17 protein-coding genes are annotated in these 22,345 nt (G+C 48.4%); 7 read left to right on the plus strand and 10 right to left on the minus strand.

Annotated elements, in window-relative coordinates:
* The first annotated feature begins 105 nt into the window (after positions 1-105).
* Genes murB through ACQ5ES_RS00015 form a run of 3 tightly spaced genes read left to right on the plus strand, consistent with a single transcriptional unit; the run spans position 106 to position 2,844 of the window.
* Positions 106-1,107, plus strand: coding sequence for a UDP-N-acetylmuramate dehydrogenase (murB, locus tag ACQ5ES_RS00005; protein WP_445013921.1), 1,002 nt, complete (start codon positions 106-108; stop codon positions 1,105-1,107).
* Positions 1,104-2,105, plus strand: a complete 1,002-nt coding sequence (gene birA / locus ACQ5ES_RS00010; protein WP_445013922.1) for a bifunctional biotin--[acetyl-CoA-carboxylase] ligase/biotin operon repressor BirA — start codon at positions 1,104-1,106, stop codon at positions 2,103-2,105. Before murB ends, birA begins: the two co-directional genes overlap by 4 nt.
* Positions 2,095-2,844 carry a type III pantothenate kinase gene (locus ACQ5ES_RS00015; RefSeq protein ID WP_445013923.1) on the plus strand — a complete coding sequence of 250 codons (750 nt, stop codon included), beginning with the start codon at positions 2,095-2,097 and terminating at the stop codon, positions 2,842-2,844. The genes birA and ACQ5ES_RS00015 overlap by 11 nt, the downstream gene beginning before the upstream one ends.
* A 39-nt stretch (positions 2,845-2,883) precedes the next feature.
* Here the strand turns inward: ACQ5ES_RS00015 and nspC are convergent, their stop codons facing one another.
* The 4 genes from nspC to ACQ5ES_RS00035 form a co-directional block, all read right to left on the minus strand.
* Positions 2,884-4,020, minus strand: coding sequence for a carboxynorspermidine decarboxylase (gene nspC, locus ACQ5ES_RS00020; RefSeq protein ID WP_445013924.1), 1,137 nt, complete (start codon positions 4,018-4,020; stop codon positions 2,884-2,886).
* Between the two features lie 4 nt (positions 4,021-4,024).
* A complete protein-coding gene (locus tag ACQ5ES_RS00025) occupies positions 4,025-5,224 on the minus strand; it encodes a saccharopine dehydrogenase family protein (protein ID WP_445013925.1) in 1,200 nt (399 codons plus the stop codon).
* A 101-nt stretch (positions 5,225-5,325) separates the two neighbouring features.
* Entirely contained in the window at positions 5,326-7,251 is a 1,926-nt protein-coding gene (locus ACQ5ES_RS00030; RefSeq protein WP_445013926.1) for a tRNA(Met) cytidine acetyltransferase TmcA domain-containing protein, read from the minus strand.
* 18 nt (positions 7,252-7,269) lie between these two features.
* Positions 7,270-8,688, minus strand: a complete 1,419-nt coding sequence (locus ACQ5ES_RS00035; protein ID WP_445013927.1) for a sodium-dependent transporter — start codon at positions 8,686-8,688, stop codon at positions 7,270-7,272.
* Positions 8,689-8,813: 125 nt separating this feature from the next.
* Between ACQ5ES_RS00035 and alkB the strand changes: the two genes are divergently transcribed.
* Positions 8,814-9,464, plus strand: a complete 651-nt coding sequence (gene alkB / locus ACQ5ES_RS00040; protein WP_445013928.1) for a DNA oxidative demethylase AlkB — start codon at positions 8,814-8,816, stop codon at positions 9,462-9,464.
* Here alkB and trxA read toward each other — a convergent pair.
* Genes trxA through ACQ5ES_RS00055 form a run of 3 tightly spaced genes read right to left on the minus strand, consistent with a single transcriptional unit; the run spans position 9,461 to position 13,194 of the window.
* Positions 9,461-10,309: a thioredoxin gene (gene trxA / locus ACQ5ES_RS00045; RefSeq protein ID WP_445013929.1), complete on the minus strand. Its 849-nt coding sequence runs from the start codon at positions 10,307-10,309 to the stop codon at positions 9,461-9,463. The genes alkB and trxA overlap by 4 nt on opposite strands.
* A gap of 38 nt (positions 10,310-10,347) precedes the next feature.
* Complete coding sequence (locus ACQ5ES_RS00050) at positions 10,348-11,697, minus strand: aldehyde dehydrogenase family protein (RefSeq protein WP_445015336.1); 1,350 nt, start codon at positions 11,695-11,697, stop codon at positions 10,348-10,350.
* A 39-nt stretch (positions 11,698-11,736) separates the two neighbouring features.
* Positions 11,737-13,194: an NAD-dependent succinate-semialdehyde dehydrogenase gene (locus tag ACQ5ES_RS00055; RefSeq protein ID WP_445013930.1), complete on the minus strand. Its 1,458-nt coding sequence runs from the start codon at positions 13,192-13,194 to the stop codon at positions 11,737-11,739.
* Between the two features lie 276 nt (positions 13,195-13,470).
* On the opposite strand from ACQ5ES_RS00055, the gene ACQ5ES_RS00060 reads away from it, so the two are divergent.
* The gene (locus ACQ5ES_RS00060) at positions 13,471-15,276 is read left to right on the plus strand and encodes a DEAD/DEAH box helicase (protein ID WP_445013931.1); all 1,806 of its coding nucleotides are present in this window, start codon (positions 13,471-13,473) and stop codon (positions 15,274-15,276) included.
* 58 nt (positions 15,277-15,334) lie between these two features.
* On the opposite strand, the gene ACQ5ES_RS00065 is transcribed toward ACQ5ES_RS00060, so the two are convergent.
* Positions 15,335-16,921: a cryptochrome/photolyase family protein gene (locus ACQ5ES_RS00065; protein WP_445013932.1), complete on the minus strand. Its 1,587-nt coding sequence runs from the start codon at positions 16,919-16,921 to the stop codon at positions 15,335-15,337.
* Between the two features lie 158 nt (positions 16,922-17,079).
* Here ACQ5ES_RS00065 and ACQ5ES_RS00070 point away from each other — a divergent pair, with 158 nt between their 5' ends.
* Together ACQ5ES_RS00070 and waaA are read left to right on the plus strand one after the other, a co-directional pair.
* A complete protein-coding gene (locus ACQ5ES_RS00070) occupies positions 17,080-17,820 on the plus strand; it encodes a glycosyltransferase (protein WP_445013933.1) in 741 nt (246 codons plus the stop codon).
* Between the two features lie 5 nt (positions 17,821-17,825).
* Positions 17,826-19,886 (plus strand): lipid IV(A) 3-deoxy-D-manno-octulosonic acid transferase, encoded by a 2,061-nt coding sequence (gene waaA / locus ACQ5ES_RS00075; RefSeq protein ID WP_445013934.1) that lies wholly within the window; start codon positions 17,826-17,828, stop codon positions 19,884-19,886.
* Here the strand turns inward: waaA and ACQ5ES_RS00080 are convergent.
* Together ACQ5ES_RS00080 and proB are read right to left on the minus strand one after the other, a co-directional pair.
* Complete coding sequence (locus tag ACQ5ES_RS00080) at positions 19,883-21,136, minus strand: glutamate-5-semialdehyde dehydrogenase (protein ID WP_445013935.1); 1,254 nt, start codon at positions 21,134-21,136, stop codon at positions 19,883-19,885. The genes waaA and ACQ5ES_RS00080 overlap by 4 nt on opposite strands.
* Positions 21,133-22,245 (minus strand): glutamate 5-kinase, encoded by a 1,113-nt coding sequence (gene proB, locus ACQ5ES_RS00085; RefSeq protein ID WP_445013936.1) that lies wholly within the window; start codon positions 22,243-22,245, stop codon positions 21,133-21,135. Before proB ends, ACQ5ES_RS00080 begins: the two co-directional genes overlap by 4 nt.
* Positions 22,246-22,345 lie beyond the last annotated feature (100 nt).

Genomic DNA, 22,345 nt, shown 5'->3' on the forward strand with positions numbered 1-22,345 from the left:
AAGCCAACAGCCAACAGCCAACAGCCAACAGCCAACAGCCAACAGCCAATATCGCCTTTACTCTTTCTTCTTCATAAAAAACACTGGCTAGTTTAGAATGCATCTATGACAACAATTCATAAATTCGTCTCTTTAAAAGAGTTACATACTTTCAGGTTGCCTTATAGCGCGCAAGCCGTCATTGAGTTGACTGTAGCCGATGATCTAGTTGCACTTGAAGATGATTATTATGTTCTCGGTGAAGGTAGTAATACTATTTTTACTGAAGATTTTGCGTCCTCAATCCTTCGGGTTGCGATTACCGGCTACGAAAGTTATGAAACAGAGTCGAGTTATGAGCTGCGTATTGGAGCTGGGGAGAACTGGCATAAACTTGTGGTGAAAACCCTTGAACAGGGGATGCCGGGTTTGGAAAACCTGGCTCTTATTCCTGGTAGTGTAGGAGCCGCTCCTGTTCAAAATATCGGAGCTTATGGCGTCGAGGCGGCACAGTTTATACGCTTAGTAGAAGCATGGGATCGACAACACAAACAGTTTGTGACGTTCGCACAAAGCGAATGTTGCTTCGCTTATCGTGACAGTTTATTTAAGCAGCAATCTGGACGTTACGTGATTACTTATGTGAGCTTTTCGTTGCCGAAGAGTTGGCAGCCTAATCTTAGTTACGGCGCACTGTCCAACCTATCGGACGCAGTTACAGCAACTGAAGTTATGAATACTGTTATCGCGATACGAAATAGTAAATTACCGGATCCTGCTGTGCTACCAAACGCGGGAAGTTTCTTTAAAAACCCAATTATATCACGTGGATATTTTACCGAACTGGTGGTGCGTTTTCCCAACCTGCCACACTATCAGGTAGATGATCATCAGGTGAAAGTCGCCGCAGGGTGGTTGATTGATCATCTGGGGTTAAAGGGGGTGACCTGCGGTGGCGCGGCGGTGCATGATAAACAAGCTTTGGTTCTGGTTAACAAAGATAATGCGGTTGGTGCCGATCTGCTCTGCCTGGCGGATACAATTAAGGAGAAGGTTCAGAGTGAATTCGCGATCAAGCTTGAAATCGAAGTTCGATTACTGAACAACAAAGGACTTATAAGCATATGAGTAAGCGTGATGAGCGCGTCATTAAGGTTATTGAACTGCTCGCCGACGGAGAGTTCCATTCGGGACAACGCATCGGTGAAAAAATTGGTGTGACTCGTACTGCAATTAGCCAATATATTAAAGATATTCAACTGCTTGGCCTTGATGTTTTCCGAGTGACTGGAAAAGGTTACCGACTAGCTAGAGCTGTCGAGCTTCTTGACGAGAATGAAATCAGACAAGCCGGTAGTGCTCAAAGCGCTAATGAAACTAGTGCTGACAATCTGGAAGTTGCTCGTGTGGTTACCTCAAGTAATGATGTGCTGCGCGCTCGTTTACGCGAGCATAGGCGACTGCCAGCAGGATACACCGTAGTCGCTGAAGCGCAGACTGCAGGTCGGGGGCGGCGCGGCAAAGTCTGGTATTCTCCATTTGCATCAAACCTTTACCTAAGTATGTACTGGCCGTTGGAACACGGTATGTCAGCGGCTATGGGGTTAAGCGTTGCTATAGGCACAGCCCTAGCCGATACCTTGACTGCTGTGGGCATAGATCACGTGCAACTAAAATGGCCAAACGATGTTTTGGTAGGCGGTAAAAAATTAGCGGGGATATTGATTGAACTCGAAGGGCAGGCTATTGACTCTGGGCATGCGATTATTGGCGTTGGAATTAATTTGCGCATGTCAGATTGGCTTGATGCTCCAATTGACCAACCTTGGACCGACGTTGAGCAGGAACTTAGTGGTCCAGTGCGACGTAATGCATTAGTCGCTAAACTTGTAGTCAAGTTGCGCGATGCGCTGAAGGTATACGCAACTGAAGGGCTGGAACCTTTCATTCAGCAATGGAATACATTCGATCGACTTCAAGATCGTGAAGTACGTATTCAGTTAGGTGAAAAGGTAATTGCTGGTTATGCACAAGGAATAGCGGAAGATGGTTCACTACTGGTGGCAGTGGATGGACAGTTAGAGCGTTTTCATGCAGGAGAAGTAAGTTTACGCTATGAATTCTAAAAAGTTACTTATTGATGCCGGAAACACCCGGGTAAAAGTTGCGCAAATGGACGCTGATGGGCATTTGGAGCCACTTTTTAATCTACCTTACGACGAGCTTGGTGGGATCCAGCTTGAAGCTCCCGTTGTCGCTGTTTGGCTTGCTATGGTAGGGGGCGCACCCCAACAAGCTTTATTGCAGGATTGGTTACGCCGACAATGTTATCAAGCGGAACTTCACACCATAGTCTCAGAGGCCAGTAGTTTTGGTGTATGCAACGCTTATCAAGAGCCGACACACTTAGGTGTTGACCGTTGGTTGGCGATGCTGGGGGCATATAATGAACAGCGCAAACCGACTTTAATCGTGGATGCAGGAACGGCAATTACTGTCGACTGGATTGACGGGCAGGGTCAACATTTAGGGGGTTGGATAACGCCTGGTGTTGACTTAATGCAACGAGCGGTAGTGGAACGGGCTCCTCGTGTTTTTACCCAAGGTACCAAAATGTGGGGTCGGGCAAATAAATTGGGTACCAGCACGCCAGACGGCCTGATGGACGGTTGCGTAAATATGTTTGCGGGTTTAGTCCGGCAAGCTTTGTATGTGACGGAAACTGAACTGGACTGGTTCGATTTTCGTTTGTTATTCAGTGGCGGTTCGACACCACTACTACCCATTGAACTTAAACGTCGTGGTGAATTACGTAGTGAGTTGGTATTACAGGGATTAGCACTGTATGCCAGAGACGGCCGCTAAAAAAAGCACCGGTAATGGGTGACCGGTGCTTTCGTTTAATCAAGATAGCCGTGAACGGAAATCCTCGTAGCTAAATTTGCGGATCAGGTCAAAGTTGCCATCGCGCCGCAGTATGCCAATACTCGGATGTTCCACTCCGTTGAAGAATGACGTTTTGACCATGGTGTAGTGCATCATATCTTCAAAAATGATGCGACTGCCCGGTTGCAATGGCTGGTCAAAGCTATATAAACCGATAACGTCACCAGCAAGACAGGAGTTTCCACCTAACTTATAGGTATGCGGTAAAATCCCGGGTTCACGCGCGCCGGTAATGGCAGGGCGGTAAGGCATTTCCAGCACATCTGGCATGTGAGCTGTTGCGGAGATATCGAGAATAGCAATTGGACCATCGTTCTCGATAATGTCGACCACTTCTGCAACCAATGGTCCTGTTTGCCAGGCAACAGCGGAACCAGGTTCAAGAATGACTTGTAAGTTATAGGTCTCGCGCAGCCGTTTCAGCTGCCTGACCAGATGGTCAACATCGTAACCAGTTCGTGTCATTAAGTGGCCACCACCGAGATTAAGCCACTTTACTTTATGCAATAAAGCACCAAACTTTGCTTCGACGGCCTGTAACGTACGCTCTAGCGCAAACGAATCGCACTCGCACAGATTATGTACATGTAAACCTTCGATACCAGTAAGGTCGGCGTTATCCAGATCTGCTGCGCGAATACCCAATCGTGATCCCGGTGCGCTGGGATCATAGAGCTCAGTTTCTGCTTCTTGATGCTCAGGGTTAACCCGAAGCCCGGCAGAAACACCAGATGCCATAACCTGCTCACGGTAGGCATGCCACTGATTCAAGCTATTAAATGAAATATGATTCACTAAAGGTAGCAAGACATCGATTTCTGCTGGCTTATAGCCCGGTGCGTAAGCATGCACTTCGCGACCGAATTCTTCTGCTGCGAGCTTTGCTTCCCATACTGAACTCGCGGTGCAACCACCAAGGTATTGACGAATCAGCGGAAACGTACTCCACATTGAAAAGCCTTTTAGCGCGAGAATGATCTGTGCACCACTCTCGCGTTGAACGCGTTCCATTAATTTTAAATTACGCTCTAACAAGGCCTCATCACATACGTAACAAGGCGATGGAATAACATCAGTTGCATATGGCAGATTCATAGTATTAGCGCTTGAACGGCGATTCGCACTCAACAACCTGCCATGGCAGGCCAAACTTGTTGAGACGTTCCATAAATTCGTCTGGATCAAATTGCTCCATGTTCCAAACACCAGGATTCATCCAATGCTCTTGCAGCATCATTGAAGCGCCGATCATAGCTGGTACTCCAGTGGTGTATGAGACCGCCTGAGCACCGACTTCAGCATTACAAACCGCATGATCGCAGTTGTTATAGATAAAGATGGTTTTTTCTTTGCCGTCTTTCAAACCGGTTACGTAGGTACCGATACACGTCATACCGGTGTAACCCTCAGCCAGTGAACCAGGGTTCGGCAGTACAGCTTTTAAAAACTCCAACGGCACAATTTTTTGCCCCTGGAATTCGATCGGCTGAATCGATGTCATGCCGACATTCTCGAGCACGTGTAAGTGCGTTAAGTATTGCTCACCGAAGGTCATCCAGAACCGAGCACGCTTGATGGTTGGAAAATGTTTCACCAATGACTCAAGTTCTTCGTGGAAGAGCAAGTATGATGCCCGTACGCCCACATTCGGATAGTCAAGATCTTCACGGACACTAATTGGCGCCGTCTCATGCCACTGACCATCTTCCCAGAATTTACCACGTTGCGTGATTTCACGAATATTGATTTCTGGATTGAAGTTGGTGGCAAAAGCTTTTCCATGATCACCACCATTACAATCGACGATATCGAGATAATGAATCTCGTCAAAATAGTGTTTGGCAGCGTATGCAGTAAAGACGTTAGTAACACCAGGATCAAAGCCAGCTCCTAGCAATGCCATAATGCCTTTCTCTTTGAATCGCTCGTGATAAGCCCACTGCCAGGAATACTCGAACTTGGCTTCGTCTTTTGGCTCGTAGTTCGCCGTATCAAGGTAGTGCACGCCAGTTTCTAAGCACGCATCCATTATTGGCAGGTCTTGATAAGGTAGGGCGACGTTAATTACCAGCGCAGGCTGAACCTTACGAATTAGATCAGCAACCTCATTGGCGTTATCAGCATCGACTTGGTATACCCCAACGACGCGATCTTTACCAACTTCGGCTTGCAAGCTTTCACACTTGGCAACGGTACGGCTGGCCAAATGAATTTCGGAAAAATATTCCGGTAACATTGCGCATTTTTTGACAACGACGCCAGCAACACCGCCAGCGCCGATAATTAATACTCGTGACATGTATACGACCCTTTTTTTGGTTCCATAAACGGGTGACATAAAGGCAGAAAGATAGCATATTTTTGCTAAAACAGCATCCGTTGTTAGCCCAGCATCCGTTGTTAGCCCAGCAGTCGATGCTCGAGCAGATAGGTAACGATCCCGTTCCTTAGATGGTTCTCAAATTCACTGCGACTGGAAAACTGATTAAGTTGAACTAACTCAGCAACCCTTAAGTCCGGTTCAAACAGTCCGCGTGGTTGAGTTACCAGTGAGTCTTTATCATTCCGATGCTGGAGTAGGTACCACCAGGCAAAACGCACATTGGATAGCGGTAGGTAACCATCGGTAAAGCCCCGCAGAAGAGGAAGGATAATGGTATGGACCGATAATCTGACGCTTGGAAGTTGTTTTTGCTGCCAAACATTCTCAGCCAAATGCAGTTGTTGTAGTTGGGTAATGAGATGCTGACTTGAATGCGTAAGGCCTAATGCCCAGATCGCGCTAACTTCGCCGCTTGCCATATTTATCTTCTGTCCACGTCGGATTTCAACAAAGGGTGTAGACCCCCAGAACGCCGTGACCTCGGCAGTACTACCAAAGCTGGTGCCTACTGCGTCAATTGCTTGATTTTTGGCTTCCTCGATTAGCTTACTGAGCATCATGCTAGCAATACCTTGCCGTAGTAACTGAGGATGTGAGGCAATTCGCACAATACGTAACCACCGCCAGTTTAGGCAGGCTTGCTGTTGTCGATAAAAACCTATGGCTTGCGGTAACAGTTGGCCTTTTAATCGTCGCTGACCGCTGAGAACGGGGTACTGCAATGGTGTTGCGATAGGTCCTTCGTGTGCGGTCCAACAAACACCCACCAGTTGCCTGTTGGCATACAGCAAACCTAACTGCTGTTGCGCATCATCAAGCAGTAACCGCAGGTCATTCGGGCTGCTTTGATAGTGGGCTTCTAGCAATAGGGTTATCACCTGCTCTAAGGTTGCCTGCTTTAGCTCGCTGGCATGAACATAGTTCCATTGCAGTTCAGCTAATTGCTGCGGTGGGCTCGGTAGTTGAGTGTTAGTTAGCATTAACAGGTCATTTAGCCATGGCTCCACGCTATCCCCATGACTCCATCGTAGTGGCGCTGCCAGTATGTGCCGCTGGCATATCGTCGACTCCTGTAGCCAGGTTAAAAAACGCAATGCAAAGCCTTTACCGCAGCCTTCGTAACCATCAACTGTTGTGGCAATGGCCCAAACGCTGTAGCGATTCATAAGTTGCTTGAGGATATGCAATGGAATTGCCGCGGCCTCATCAATGACAAGCTCAGAGCCGTAACTGGCAACATCCTGAAGTAGACGATCCCAGGCGCAAAATCTAGCACCACCCTCAGCATGTTTGAGCAAAGCGGTTGTCGCTTGCGGCTGTGGTGCAGTTACCAGCAGTTGCTGTTGAGTTGTGTAGCCAGCGGCTTTTATGGCGAGGCCCATAGCGGTGCTTTTACCACGGCCACGGTCGGCGAGGAGTAGGTGGGTCGTTTTACGTGCCTTACACATGGCATCGATAACAGACTGCTGTGCGGCGGAAGGAAATTTGGACTCTGGTGATGTTGGTAGTTTGAGTTGAGCAATGGTTGCGAAATGTTCTATCAACTTCGGCCAGCTTGCTACTTGGCGAACGAGGTCGAATTGAACGGAGCTTGCTAGTAACCGAGCTTGAAACGCTGAGCTATGTGACGGCAGGATCAGCCATAAGCAACCACCGCCAGAAACTGTTCCGGTCAGTGCCGCGAGCGCATCAGCATGAATGAGTTGCTGATAATCAAGTACCACATCGGTATAGGTTTGTCCTAATTCATCTCGGTAGCGGTGAACGGGTTTGCTACTTGCTTGCGTGTCGCTGAAATGGACAGCCTCTGGGACGAGCTTAAGCAAGTGGTGAAGGAGTTCACCGCGTGCATGATCACTAGCAGGAGTAAAAATAAAAACAGCACGTTGCCGTGCTGTTTTTAGATTCTGTCGTGCTGGTACAAACGCTTGTTCCAGAGACATATCGTTGCCGCTGTTCAATTATAGCAACGACACACCAAAGAACTTCGTGGCCACGGTGTTGGCGAACACGATAGCAAGGATAACCGGAATAAAGGTTCCAATCGCAAAGTTCACATACTTGTGCATGAAGGTGTTCGGGTAGTTGCTATTGCCTTCACTTAATTCCGCGGCAAAGTTTTCACGCTTCCAACGGTAGCGCACGAACAAGCAAATCAGCAAGCCGTTTAACGGTAGAATCGTGTCGTAGAAAACATCGACGATAATATCGAACAACGACTTATCGACACCAGCATAAGTCACTACGTTACTGACCCAAGGGAGTAGGCCGAACGAGGTGGCAGCAAGCAATGTCAATATAGTGATGGCAAGGCCCATAACCAGTAGGGCTTTGTTTCGGGAAACGTTACGTTTTTCCATAAATGACGAAGTTGGAACTTCGATTATAGAGACCAAAGACGTGATAGCAGCGACGAAAGCTAGCAGGAAAAATACTGAAGCTGCGACAGTCGCGAAGCCATAACCCACGGTGTTCGATAGCTGCATGAAAATTTGTGGGAAAAATGAAAAAATCATTGAGACAGAGGAGTCACTTAACGACTCGGGATTAGTCTCAGGATAAATAGCAAAGATTGCGGGTAAGGTCATCAAACCGGCAGTAAAAGCAACCGTAGTATCGGTGATAGCGACTAACTTCCCTGAGGTGACGATATCGTCGTGACGGCGGAAGTATGAACCATAGGTGATGAGAATCCCCATACCTAGTGACAGCGAAAAGAAAGCCTGTGCTAAGGCGCCGTTGATGACGCTGCCGTCAATTTTGCTAAAATCAGGAACCAAATAGAACTCTACCCCAGCCATTGCGTTATCAAGTGTCAGTACGAAAATGACCAGCAAGATCAGCATTAAAAAGAGCGTTGGCATCAAAATCTTTGAGGCGCGTTCGATACCTTTACGGACCCCACCGACCAAAATAAAGTTAATGATTACGGTAACGGCAACCAGATAACCAATAAACGAGTAATCATTAACAAACTGCCCAAAATAATCCGGTTGGGCAATGGCATCGAGATTACCCGATAGGGTTTGGAAGAGGTAACCGAAAATCCACACTGTGATCACCATATAAAACACAGCAATCATAAACGGGGTAATGGTGGCGAGCCAGCCGGCTATGCGCCAGCGCTTAGTATTTTGACCAAGTTCTGCGTAAGCACTGAAAGGACTGTGCTGGGTTCGACGGCCGAGCCCCATCTCGGCGAGCATTATCGGTAAGCAAATGAATGCAACGAAGAACGCATAAATCAGGAGGAATGCGCCACCACCATTTTTAGTTGCAGCGACGGGGAAACCAACGAGGTTACCAATACCCACAGCAGAACCTGCTGCGGCCAATATGAAGCCAATTTTGGAGCTGAAATGCTCGCGCGATGTACTCATAGGGAGACCTTTATTTATAGTTATTATACATAGCTAAGCGGGGTTTATAGGTATCCCCGACGGATATTCGCTCAATCCTAGCGTATGCTTTAGAATGCGGCAAGCACCAGCAACAGATAGATACGATGCAACACGACTTATTTTCGACAAACGGAAGTACGAGCTTAATTCCTTTAGGGGAGCAGAGCGCTATTCTACGCGGCTACGCACTTGCTCTTGATCAGCAACTGGTGGCTGAAATTACGGCGATCGTTGAGCTAGCGCCATGGCGGCGTTTACAAACGCCAGGTGGCAAATCGATGTCGGTTGTGACCACCAACAGTGGAGATTTCGGTTGGCACAGCGACAGTAAAGGTTACCGTTATGTCGCGACGGACCCGATAAGCCAAAAGCCCTGGCCGAAAATGCCTGCGGTACTGACGGATTTAGCCCGTTGTGCCGCTGCTGAGTTGGGTTTTAGGAACTTTGAAGCGGACGCGTGTTTAGTCAATTGTTATAAGCCAGGTACACAGATGGGCTTGCATCAAGACCGCGATGAACATTCTTTCTCCGCACCGATCGTGTCGATATCCCTTGGTTTACCAGCCCGTTTTTTGTGGGGCGGAAAAGTACGTACTGAGCGACCTCAGCGAATTGAACTGTTACACGGCGATGTGGTGGTTTGGGGTGGTGTTGACCGCCTGCGCTTTCATGGCATAGCGAAATTAGGCGATGGCCAACACCCATTGCTGGGGGCGCAACGTATTAATCTGACGTTGCGCCGTGCTGGCCCCTAATACATCATGCTGTAGAGTACCCGGCGATACTTGGCGGCGAGCGGATCGCCTTTCGGTAAGCCATTTAGCATGTCGAGTGCTTGCTGTTTTGCCTGTGGGAATTCAAAATCTCGGCGTAACACTGAGAATATTACCTCTAACGCCTCTTCCATGCGCTGCGCTTGATACAAGCTATTGGCAAGCTCTAGCGTCAGTTCAAGATTATCCGGCTGCTCCCGCACTTGTTGCTGCAATGCTCGCAATTCTGGACTGTCCGCAGCTTGGCGGGCAAGCTGAAGTTTACTCTGTACATGCTGGAAATAACTATCTTGGTCAGCGAGTCGGATAGCTTCGAGTAATTGCTCAGTTTGTTCTATCCGACCTAAGCTGCATGCCGCATCAGCCAACGTAAGCTGCACCTGCACATCGTCAGGCTGTAGGTCATAGGCTTGTTTTGCGGTGGAATACGCTTCTTCGAATTGCTCTTGCTGTAGCAGTTGTTGTGCTTGTTGTAGTAGGTCATCACTCGGTCCAGGCACATGTTCTTCAATGCGGGCTCGTATTGCGCTTTCTGGCTCAACACCAGCGAATCCGTCTACCGGTTGACCGTCTTTGAAAAACGCCACGGTCGGTAGGCTACGAATGCCAAATTGCTGAGCAAGTTGTTGTTGATCATCGCAATCTATTTTCGCTAACGTTACGCGATCACTGAATTCGTTAGCCAGCTTTTCGAGCACTGGCATTAACTGTTTGCAGGGTTCACACCAATCTGCCCAAAAGTCGACGATGATGAGTTTGGTCTTGGAACCTTCCAGAATAACTTCCTGGAAGTTTTCAATGGTTACCTGAGTACCTACGTTTGCCACATTGTTTCCTTCTTTATGTTGAACGACTTAGTTTGTAATTAACTAAACCAACGTAAAAGCTTTTGTTTAAATGACGTGTATGGAGGATAACGAAACTTTGGGTCAAACCAAAACGGACGCTGCATCACAGCTTTTTGATGGCTAAAGGTATCGAAACCAAACTTACCGTGGTAACGCCCCATACCGCTCGGACCCACACCGCCAAATGGCAGCTTCGGATTGAGCATAAACATTAAGGTATCATTGCTGCATTGGTTCCCCGCATGGGTTTGCTCGGTCAGTTGCCGTAAGCTGCGGGGTGAACTACTAAACCCATATAACGCCAGAGGCTTGTCGCGTTCGCGGATAAACTCGATGGCACTGGCAAGGTTAGGAACCGTTAGCACAGGTAGGATAGGGCCGAAAATTTCTTCTTGCATCACCGGGCTATCAACGGCTACGTCGGTAAGCACTGTGGGCTCGATATAGCGCAGTTGGCGGTCAACTTCACCGCCATGAGTAACGGTGCCTTGTTCAAGGTAATCGACTAAGCGCTGCCAATGTTGTTCATTGACAATTTTACCGTAATCGTCAGCATTACTCGGGTCAGCACCGAAGAAGTCTTGGATAGCTTCGCGTAAAGCCGTTAAGAAGGGTTCTTTCACGCTTGCGTCCACCAAAACGTAATCGGGAGCGATACATGTTTGTCCGGCATTTAGCCATTTTCCCCAAGCAATGCGCCGCGCAGAGGTTTTTAGATCAGCATCTGCGAGCACTACTGCCGGGCTTTTTCCACCGAGCTCGAGAGTCACTGGAGTAAGATGTTCAGCGGCTGCTTTCATAACGATACGACCAACCCGACCGCCGCCGGTGTACATAATATGGTCAAAGCGTTGTTCGAGCAGCTCTTGTGCGACTTCAGCGCCACCATTGACAACTTGTACTGCTTCGTTTGCGAGGTAATCGGGAATCAGCCGCGCAACCAGAGTTGCGGTTGCTGGGGCCAGTTCCGAGGGTTTTAAAATAACACAATTACCCGCTGCTAAAGCGGCGACCAATGGACTCAACAACAGTTGTAATGGATAATTCCAAGCACCGATGACGAGCACTACTCCCAAGGGCTCCGGATGCAGGAAGCTGCTTCCTGGCCAGGCTATGAGAGGTTGACTGACTCGTGTCGGCTTCATCCATTTACGCAGATGTTTGCAAGTATGCTCAATGTCATTATTTAAGTAGCCTAGCTCCGTTAGCCAGCCTTCCACCGCGCTTTTACCTAAATCTGAATGTAATGCCTCAAGTAGTTCGCTTTCATGTGTTTCAAGCATCAATGACAGCTGTTTGAGTTGTTTAATGCGCCAGGAGTGCGGGCGCGTGAGGCCACTCACATAGGAGTGACGCAAGCGTTGCATAAGCTCTGTAATGTGCAGATCTGACACCGGTAATTCTCCTTAAGCAAAACCACCTAGAGTAATGGTTTTAGTCTCTTGATACTCTGCTAGACCATAGCGTGAGCCTTCGCGACCAATCCCAGATTCTTTAACACCACCAAACGCATTATAAGCATGGGAAATAGCTCCGGCGTTAATACCCAGCATGCCACATTCTAATGCGTTACTGACCCGATCAATACGACGGTAGTCCTCTGCACAAAAATAGCCTGCTAGCCCAAACGGCGTGGCATTGGCTTTGCGTACGCCTTCCTCTTCGGTGGCAAACGTCTGAATGGCAATCACTGGGCCGAAAATTTCTTCTTGTGCGATGTCCATGGTCGAGGTTATGCCGGTGAGTAACGTTGGGGCGTAGAATAATGCACCAAGGTCGTCGAGTACGTTACCACCCTGTATGCATTCAGCACCCTGTTCTTTGGCGTCATCGACCAAGCGTTTCACTTTGTCGACGGCGTCTTGATCAATCAACGGTCCGTAGTTAACTTCGTCCGCAGTGCCGGCCGCTACTTTGAGCTTGTTTAGTGCTGGTTTTAACAGCTCAACGAACTTATCGAGGACATTTTCCTGAACTAATACCCGGTTCGCGCTGATACAGGTTTGTCCAGCATTACGGAATTTACATAAGAGGAGTTGTTCGACCGCAAGTTCCAGATTTGCGTCATCAAAAACAATGAAGGGTGCGTTGCCGCCAAGTTCGAATGACACCTTTTTCATCGTGCTCGCGCACTGCTGCATTAGTGTCTTACCAACTTTGGTGGAGCCGGTGAAACTGAACTTGCGTACCGACGGATGTTCCGTAAGCACCTTGCCTACACTTTTAGCGTCGCTACTTGGTACGATATTAATCACGCCATCGGGGATCCCGACCTCACTCGCTAGCTGAGCGATAGCAAGCGCCGATAATGGTGTCAGCTGCGGTGGTTTGATGACCATAGTGCAACCAGCTGCCAAAGCGGGGGCAACCTTGCGGGTAATCATCGCATTGGGAAAGTTCCAAGGAGTGATAGCCGCGCAAACACCTACACCTTGCTTGGTGATCCAAACTCGTTTGTCCGGACTCTGCAGGGGCAGTACGTCACCGTAACTCCGTTCCGCTTCAGCGGCGAACCAATCAACAAAACTTGCGCCATATTCAATCTCGGCCGCGGCTTCGGCAACCGGCTTACCTTGTTCTGCACACATCAGTTCGGCTAGCGCCTGTTTATTGGCGAGCATTGAATCGAACCAGCGCTTTAATACGTCAGCACGTTCTCGCGCGGTTTTTTTACGCCAACCCGGAAGCGCGTTGTGGGCCGCGTCAACCGCTCGCTCAGCAATTGCTGCATCTGCATCTGCGACCTCAGCAATGACTTCGTCCGTCGCTGGATTGGTCACCGCAAAACGTTGTTCTACTGGTACCCAATGCCCGTCAATAAATGCATTTGTCTTGGTTAATGAACGCATGCTGTGGGATGTCATAAGTGTCCCCTTGTTGTTGGCCAGTTTTATAAACTTTATATATCTTATGAGTATGTTGCTTCTCCGGCCCACATGCAACGCTAGTTTAGCTTGTTAATTTGCGGCGACTAGCGTATAGTACGCGGCCTCAGGGTCATTACCGTTAATGATGGGAACGGCTCAACCCCTGACTACGCTGGGGTTCAGCGCCTATTTATCCTGCCAGAGTGTTCATCGTGTTCTGTAGCTGGGCGAATTACCCCCTAATACGCTTTACAGAAATGATGAGAGATACAAATGTCTGAACTAATTAATGGCCAATCGTTTGCCGATTTTGGCCTACCAAGCGCTGTGCTTAAACAAGTAGAAAGCATGGGCTTTACAACACCGACCCCGATTCAAATCCAAGCCATTCCAGCCTTGCTAGAAGGTAAGAATGTATTGGGTGAAGCGCAGACCGGTACGGGTAAAACCGCCGCTTTCGGTTTGCCTGGCTTAACCCTGATCGATCCGAAAGTACGCCAAACACAGATGCTAGTTGTTGCACCAACCCGCGAGCTGGCAATTCAGGTAGCTGAAGCTATCACTGAATTTGGGAAGCAGATGCGTGGTTTGGAAGTGGCGACTGTTTATGGCGGCGCGGCTTTTGGTCCACAAATTAAAGCATTGCGCACAGGTACGCAGATCATCGTCGGTACTCCAGGTCGTCTTCTTGATATGCTGAAGAAAGGCGTATTGAAGCTAGACGCACTGCGCATGGCGGTGTTGGACGAAGCTGATGAAATGCTCAATATGGGGTTCATCGACGATATTGAAGCAATTATGAGTGCTGTGCCTAATACATCACAACGTACATTGTTCTCAGCAACTATGCCTAATGCGATTCGTAAGCTAGCTAAAACGTTCCTGGTAACCAGCGAAGGTGAGCAGCCGATTACGATAAAAATCGAAGCCAAAACAGCGGCCAAGTCGACCATTCGTCAACGTGCATGGCAGGTGCGCGGCATTAGTAAAATGATGGCTTTGACGCGTTTGTTAGAAACCATGGAATACCAACGTGTACTTATTTTCGTACGTACGCGTAATGACACCATGGAAGTGACTGAGCAGCTGCAAGCTGCGGGCTTTAAAGCTTCACCATTAAGTGGAGATTTGAACCAGAGCCAACGCGAGCAGACCGTTGGTCAGTTGCGCAGTGGCCGGATTGAAATCCTTGTTGCGACCGACGTGGTCGCGCGTGGTTTAGATGTGCCAGAAATCACTCATGTGGTGAACTATGACTTACCTGGTGATACCGAATCTTATGTTCACCGAATCGGTCGTACTGGCCGCGCAGGACGCAGCGGTGAAGCTATTTTGTTCTACCGTCCACGAGAAAAACACTTGTTACGCCAGTATGAACGTTTGACTAGCGCCAGCATCGAGTTCTTCGAAGTGCCAGACGCCAAACAGCTTAGTGCACACCGTCAAGCCTCGTTGCAGCAGAAAATTGTTGCGCAGCTTGAGAAGGGTGGCTTAGATGAACTCACTGCCATTGTTGAGAAAATGCAGCAAGAAACCGAGTTATCGGCCAGTCAAATTGCTGTAGCTTTGTTGGCACAGCAGAATTTGCAACGTCCGTTGATAGTGTCTACAGACCCTGCACCACGTAAATTCGCGGAACGTAACGAGCGTACCGACCGCAATGATCGTGGCGACCGCAAGCGTCCAGAAAAACGTGTCGCTGCTGGTGCGCGTGACCGTCGCGATGCGAACGTTGAGTTCGATACCTATCGCATTCAAGTTGGTCGTGACCACGGTGCTCGTCCACAGGACATCGTTGGTGCCATTGCTAACGAAGCGGAAATGGACAGCAAATATATTGGTCAAATCCAATTATTTGAAAACCATAGCCTAGTTGAGCTACCTAAGGGGTTGCCAACAGGTGTTTTGCGTATCCTGCAACGTGCTCGCGTACGTCAACAGCAGATGGGCATGGAACTTGCTGATCAAGCCATTCCACCACGTTCGCGCAAGCCTCGTGGCGACCGCCCAGCACCAAAAGGCCTTGCTCGTAAAGAGCACCAGCCAAGCGGTGAGCGCCGGGCCCGTCGCTTTCAATAAGTCTTAATTAGTAATGAAAAGGGGAGCTCTTGAGCTCCCCTTTTAGTTTTTGTAAATGCTAAGAGCTAAGGCTTTGTATAAACTTATTCGCTTGTTGACGGATGTTTTGCTTATCCGTTTCGTCACGTTTCTGCCACTGACTTAAAATCAACGCCATGCGCTGATTGTTGGCGAACTTTTCTTGGTGCCGATCGATAAAATGCCAGTAGAGTAAATTGAACGGACAAGCCTTCTCACCCACCTTGACGGCTACGTCATAGGCGCACGACTTGCAGTAATCAGACATTTTATTAATGTAACTGCCACTGGACACATAAGGCTTGGTCGCTAGCTTTCCACCATCTGCGAATTGACTCATGGCTCTGGCGTTGGGTAGTTCGACCCATTCAATCGCATCGATGTAGATACCTAAATACCATGCATCTACCGCATCGGGATCCGCGCCGATGAGCAAGGCGAAATTACCTGTCACCATCAAGCGCTGGATATGATGCGCATAAGCATAGTCCAGCGACTGTTGAACGCTGTGCTGTAGACAATTCATTTCCGTCTTGGCAGTCCAGTAGAAGTCAGGAAGCGGCTGTTTATGCTCAAAATAGTTTGTTTTGCCATAGTCCGGCATAAAGCGCCAATAAATTGCCCGCACAAACTCCCGCCAACCGATGATCTGACGGACAAAACCTTCGATTTGATTCAGCGAGATTTGCTGAGGATTTTCCTCCCAGGCTGAAAGTGCCGCTTCTACTACAGTTTTTGGGCTCAACATTTTGCTGTTTAACGCGAAAGATACGCGCGCGTGGTAAAGCGCCCAATGCTCACTTAACATCGCATCCTGATAGTCACCAAAGTGGCATAGCAACTCACTAACAAAATAATCCAGCACTTGTGTTGCTTCACTACGGGTGAGGGGCCAGATAAACTTCTTTTTATCGATGTTGCCAAAGGTGTCTACTTGTTCATTATCCAGTAGGTCAACAAGTTCAGTGACATCATGAGCAAATAATAGTGGTTCAGGTAACGAATTGGTTTTGCCCGGTGTTTTACGATTTTCTTTATCAAAGTTCCACTTATCACCAATAGGCTTACCATCATTCATGAGGTAACCCGTTTGTTTGCGAACCCGCCGATAAAAATGTTCCATCAGGTACTTATCTTTTTCACCAAACCACTGCACCAAAGCATCACGCTCGGTAAGGAAGTGCTCACTGTCGTACCAAGTGACTGAGGTCGATGTAGCAGCTTGCCATTCACTGAGCTGTTGGTCGAGGCGGAACTCGTCGGGTTGTTGCAACCACAACTCATTGCTACCACAGGCGGATAGTACGGTTTCGAGATTCCGTGTCAGATCCTGACAGTTATCTGGGTTGTCCAAGGTTAGATAGAGAACTTGATGCCCCGCTTGTACCAATGCATTGGCAAACTTGCGCATAGCAGCGAAGAAACCGACAACTTTCTGTATGTGATGCCGGCAGTAATCGGTCTCTTGACGCATTTCAAACAGCACATACAAGGTACCGGCTCGTTTTTCCCGGAACCAACTATGCCGGGTATTAAGCTGATCGCCGAGGATAAGTGCAACCTCTGAGTAGGTCGAGTCAGAGAGATCTGAGAGTTGCGTGAGACAATCGGAGCGGAGTTGCGTCATCAGAATCCTTAGGTGAGTAAATATGTACTAAGATTAGTCATGGGTTACGGATGAAGTTTAGGAAAAGATCGTGTTTTATAAAGCGAAACATAGCCATAGCATACAGAATTTGGCATTATGCGCAGATTAGTAAGCGAGTTTTAAGGGCAGGGATCAGAATGCAGCCAGTTAACGTTATTTGTATCAAGTGGGGCCAAAAATATGGCTCAGATTATGTCAACACTCTTTATTCCATGGTCAGCCGTAATTTATCACGGCCGTTTCGTTTTGTTTGTTTAACAGATGATACTGATGGCATACGTGAAGAAGTCGAAGTAAAGCCGATCCCTGAAGTGGGTTTCGAAGACTTTGATCAACGTAAGCCGTGGACCTTTGGTCATGGCTGGCTCAAGTTAACCTGCTTCGCCAAGCCATTGTACGATCTTGAAGGACAAACACTCTTTCTTGATTTGGATATCGTTATTGTCGGTAGTTTGGACGAATTCTTTGAGCCGGAAGGAGAGTTTTTGGTGATCAAAGAGTGGGATAAATCAGATGCCACAGGGAACACCTCGGTTTTCCGTTTTAATATCGGAGCGCATGTTGATGCCCTTGAGCATTTGAAAAACGATCCCGTGGGCTCGCGTAAAGATGTCCGTAATGAACAGGAATTTATTACTCAATTCGTTGATCGTCAGGGAAAGCTAAAATATTGGCCGGCAGAGTGGTGTCGTAGTTTTAAACGGCACTGTTTACGCCCATTTCCATTGAGCTTTTTTCAGCAACCTCGGATCCCTGAAGGCGCTAAAGTTATCATTTTTCATGGCCGTCCGCACCCTGATGATGCTGTGGCTGGACGTAGCGGTAAGTGGTACCGTAAAGTTTTACCTACCACTTGGATTAAAGAATACTGGCGCTAGACACTATGACGACGCTCTATCGTCTGCTTATCAGGTTAGTTGTGCCGTTGGTTTTTGTTTACCTCTGGCTGCGCGGGACTAAAGCTCCAGCCTATCGTTTGCGGTGGCGGCAGCGATTAGCGTTGCAGGTGATTCCAGCCAGAGCCCGGCAAGGGCTATTGATTCATTGTGTTTCGGTTGGTGAAACCGTGGCGGCGCGGCAGTTTATTGAAGGGATTTTAGCGCGGTACCCACAACTGCCGATAACGCTGTCATCAATGACGCCAACAGCCACTGCATTAGCGCAAACACTTTTCGCTGACCGCGTTCATCATCTTTACCTACCTATTGATACTCCCTGCGTAATGCGGCGTTTTTTTGCAAAGCTGGCGCCGCGCGCAGTGGTAGTGTTAGAAACCGAAGTTTGGCCTTGTTTTCTGCAGCAAGCACAACAACACAAAGTGCCGGTCCTGTTGTTAAATGCGCGGATGTCAGAGAAATCTCAGCAGCTGTATCGTAAATATGCTTGGTTGGTGGGACCCATATGGCAGCAACTAACCTGGGTCGCTGCGCAGAACCATAGCAGCGCTGAGCGGTTTACGAATTTAGGTGTGCCGTCGGAACGCATTGCTGTGCGCGGAAATCTTAAGTTTGATAGTCATGTTCCGATTGAATTGTTGGCGCAAGCTACCGCGCTTAAACAACAGTTGCAACGCCCGATTGTTTTAGCGGCAAGCACCCATAATGGAGAAGATGAGCTGGTGCTGAATGCATTCACCGAGCTGTTAGACAAGGTCCCTAATGCGTTACTGATCTTAGTTCCACGCCATCCAGAGCGCTTTCATGCGGTGGCTGAAAAGATTGCAACGAAAGGCTTGTCGCAAGCGCGGCGTAGCGAAGATCAGAGTCCGGCAGTAACGGATCAGGTCTGGCTCGGAGATACCATGGGTGAGCTGTTATTTTGGTACGCTGCGGCAGATGTCGCTTTTGTTGGTGGTAGCTTAATCAAGCGTGGCGGGCATAACCCATTAGAACCGATTGCTACCCATACTCCGGTAATTTCTGGCCCCAACGTGTTTAATTTTCAGGACATTTATCAGCGGTTAGATAACGTTGGTGGTGTGCGTTGGGCCGCCGATGCCGACCAGCTTGCGTTGCAGTGGCTCGACTTATTAAATGATGCGAATCTGCGTTTCACTATGCAGCGAGCAGCCGTACGTGAGTTTGCTCAAGATCAAGGCGCAACCGTGGCGATGTTAGACGATCTACATCGTTACATGGCACGCCATAGCCCAGCTTATGGTAGCGTTGTTAATAACATTGCTGCTACGACGGAGTTAGCTAGTATGAAAAAAGTAACCACGCTGAATCCGCAGCCTGGCGTTGAAATTTGGTATGACAGTGAACGCTTTGAGGACTTCAGTGACGACTATTTTGCTGCTGACTACTGGCATCAGCAGGGGAAGATTAAGGGGTCAGCCACCGGTCGCAGTACCGCTTGGTTTGTCGCCGACGGCGAACAAGGTATGCTGCTCCGACATTATTATCGCGGTGGCTTAGTTGGCAAAGTGAATAAAGACCGTTTCGCCCGCGAAGCGATTGCAAGCAGTCGCGCAATGGCGGAATTTGAGCTTTTACTGAAACTACGCGAGCAGCAATTGCCAGTTCCTAAACCACTAGCTGCGCGTTACGAGAAAGCTCCTATTTGGGGCTATCGTGCTGACATTCTGGTGGAAACTATTCCGCAAACAGAAGACCTATTTAAGCTTGTGGGGCAACGCCCGGTAACGGGTCAAGAATGGCAACAGGTGGGTGCAGTCATCCGTCAATTTCATGACGCCGGCGTCTACCATTCCGATCTGAATTGCCATAACATCATGCTCGGCGCAGACGGGAGGGTGTGGTTAGTGGACTTCGATAAATGCGGCTTCCGCGATGCCGGTGAATGGCAGCAAGTAAATATGGCGCGGTTGCTACGCAGTTTTCTCAAAGAAGCGGGTAAAGCAAAAGAGGCCAAGCGCGACTTCCATTGGCAGGAAGAACGCGATTGGCCTCTGTTGCTTGCCGGTTACGAAGAACAATCCTAGTCGCGGATTTGTCCTGTGCCCGTGACAACAAATTTCTCTGTCGTCAGTGCTTGTAGTCCCATCGGGCCATAAGCATGCAGTTTACTGGTCGAGATACCGATTTCGGCGCCTAAGCCTAATTGGCCACCATCACTAAACCGCGATGACGCATTCCACATGGTAACGGCTGAATCAACTTCACGAATAAAACGTTGAGCAGTTGCTTCATTCTCAGTTGCAATGACTTCTGTGTGACCACTACCGAAGTCCTGAATATGCTCAATGGCGCCATCATAGTCGGCCACAGTGCGGACTGCGAGTTCAAGAGCCAGATACTCCTCACCAAAGGCATCGTCGGCAATCACATCAGCATCGGTAAAGTAGCTGGCTGATGCTTTATCACTATGAATTTTGACAGATTTTTCCTGTAGTGCCTTAGCAGCTTTAGATAAAAAGTCCGCAGCAATTGCCTGATGTACTAATAGCCCTTCAAGCGCGTTACAAACCCCGGTGCGCTGGGTCTTGCCATTCAACAATATAGCTAGCGCCTTGTCTTGGTCAGCATCTTTGTCGACATAAAGGTGGCATACACCCTTGTAATGCTGAATCACTGGAATCTTACTGTGGTCACTGACAAAACGAATTAAGCCTTCACCGCCGCGTGGAATAACCAGATCTATGTAGTCATCTTGTTGTAACAGCTGCAGCATGAGTTCACGATCTGGTGTCGGTACGACTGTTATAACATCTTCCGGAAGACCGCATTCGCGTAGTGCTTCATGCAGGGCTTCAGCAATCGCTTTGCTACTTTCGATAGCTTCACGACCGCAACGCAGAATTACTGCATTGCCTGACTTGAAGCAAAGTGCACCAGCATCAGCTGTCACATTCGGACGTGCTTCATAGATCATGCAAATAACGCCAAGTGGGATGCGCATTTTTTCAACAACGATGCCATTTGGACGGGTGTTGAAAGGTTTACGTTCACCAACAGGATCGGGTAGGGCAATGATTTCTTCAATTGCGGTTGCCATGCCTTCGATACGCTCAGGATTTAACTGCAGTCGGTCAAGCATAGAATCAGATAGCTTTTTCTCGCGACCAGCTTGCATGTCCTGCTCATTTACCGCAAGGATCTTATCTTGATGTTTGCGGATGGTGTCTGCCATCGTCTGCAGAACCTTGTTTTTTTCTTCTTCACTCAGTGTTGCCACTGCACGTGCCGCAATGGCAGCGCGTTTTGAAATTTCTTGTGCTACGGAGTTACTCATTCATCCTCCAGAATCATTAAGTCGTTACTTTCGATAACTTCAGTGATTGGGCTGTACCCATATTGCTTAGCGATGTCGCTGACTTCCTGTCCTTTGATATGTATCAACTCATGTGAGCTGTACTGACAGATTCCTTTTGCGACTGCCTCAGCGTTATCACCGTTGCGAATGACGACAGCGTCGCCACGATTAAAGTCGCCCTGTATGTCGACAATACCCATGGTTGTGAGGGATTGGCCCTGAACCACGCTATTTGCGGTTTCGGCATCAACTACAATCTCGCCTTGAGATACTAACGTGTGGCGCAACCAATGTTTTTTGTTAGTCATTGGATCTTGCTGACGGCTGAAGAGCGTCCCCGGATTTTTACCGTGCAACAGCAATTCAAATGTCTCGCCTTTACGCCCATTGACAATGTACGTGTCGATACCGTGCGAAGTGGCTTTCTCTGCGGCTTCAATTTTGGTACGCATACCGCCAGTGGCGATCTTATTGGTTGTACCGCCAGCGAGCGCAAAAATTTCCTCAGTAATCTCGTCGACCACTGGAATCTTCTTGGCGTCAGGTTTAACCCTTGGGTCGGCGTCAAATAACCCGTCGATATCAGAGCAAATGAATAGCGCATCAGCATCGACCAAAGTCGCAACCATAGCGGCTAAGTTGTCGTTATCACCGACTTTCATTTCGTCAGTCGCGAGCGCATCATTTTCATTAACAATGGGTAATACATTGTGTTCTAACAATGTATGCAAAGTGTTACGGATACTGACATAGCGTGCACGGTCACGTAAATCACCATGGGTCATCAGTACCTGAGCACAGGGGAAGTCAAAAAAGCGTGACCAATTTGCCATCATGTCGGTTTGACCGACGGCAGCCATTGCTTTTTTTACGGTAACTGGAATGGTATCGCTGTCATAACTAATGTGTTTACGTCCAGCAGCCGCGCTGCCGGAAGACACTAGCACAACTTCTTGCCCGCGTTCATGACATTCAATGATAAAACGGGCAATGGCTAATAAATATTTACTGCTCGTTCCTGCATCGTCTGGCGCAATCAACGCACTGCCAACTTTTACAACAGCCCGCTGCCAGGAAGGCATTTTCATAGTGGCTCCCTCTTGAAAAATTCGTTCGTAGTCTAACAGAATCGTGGGTGTTTCTCTAGCTTCGAACTATAACTCACGCCTATGTTGATCATAGTTTAGT

This window comes from Pseudidiomarina xizangensis, assembly GCF_052541995.1.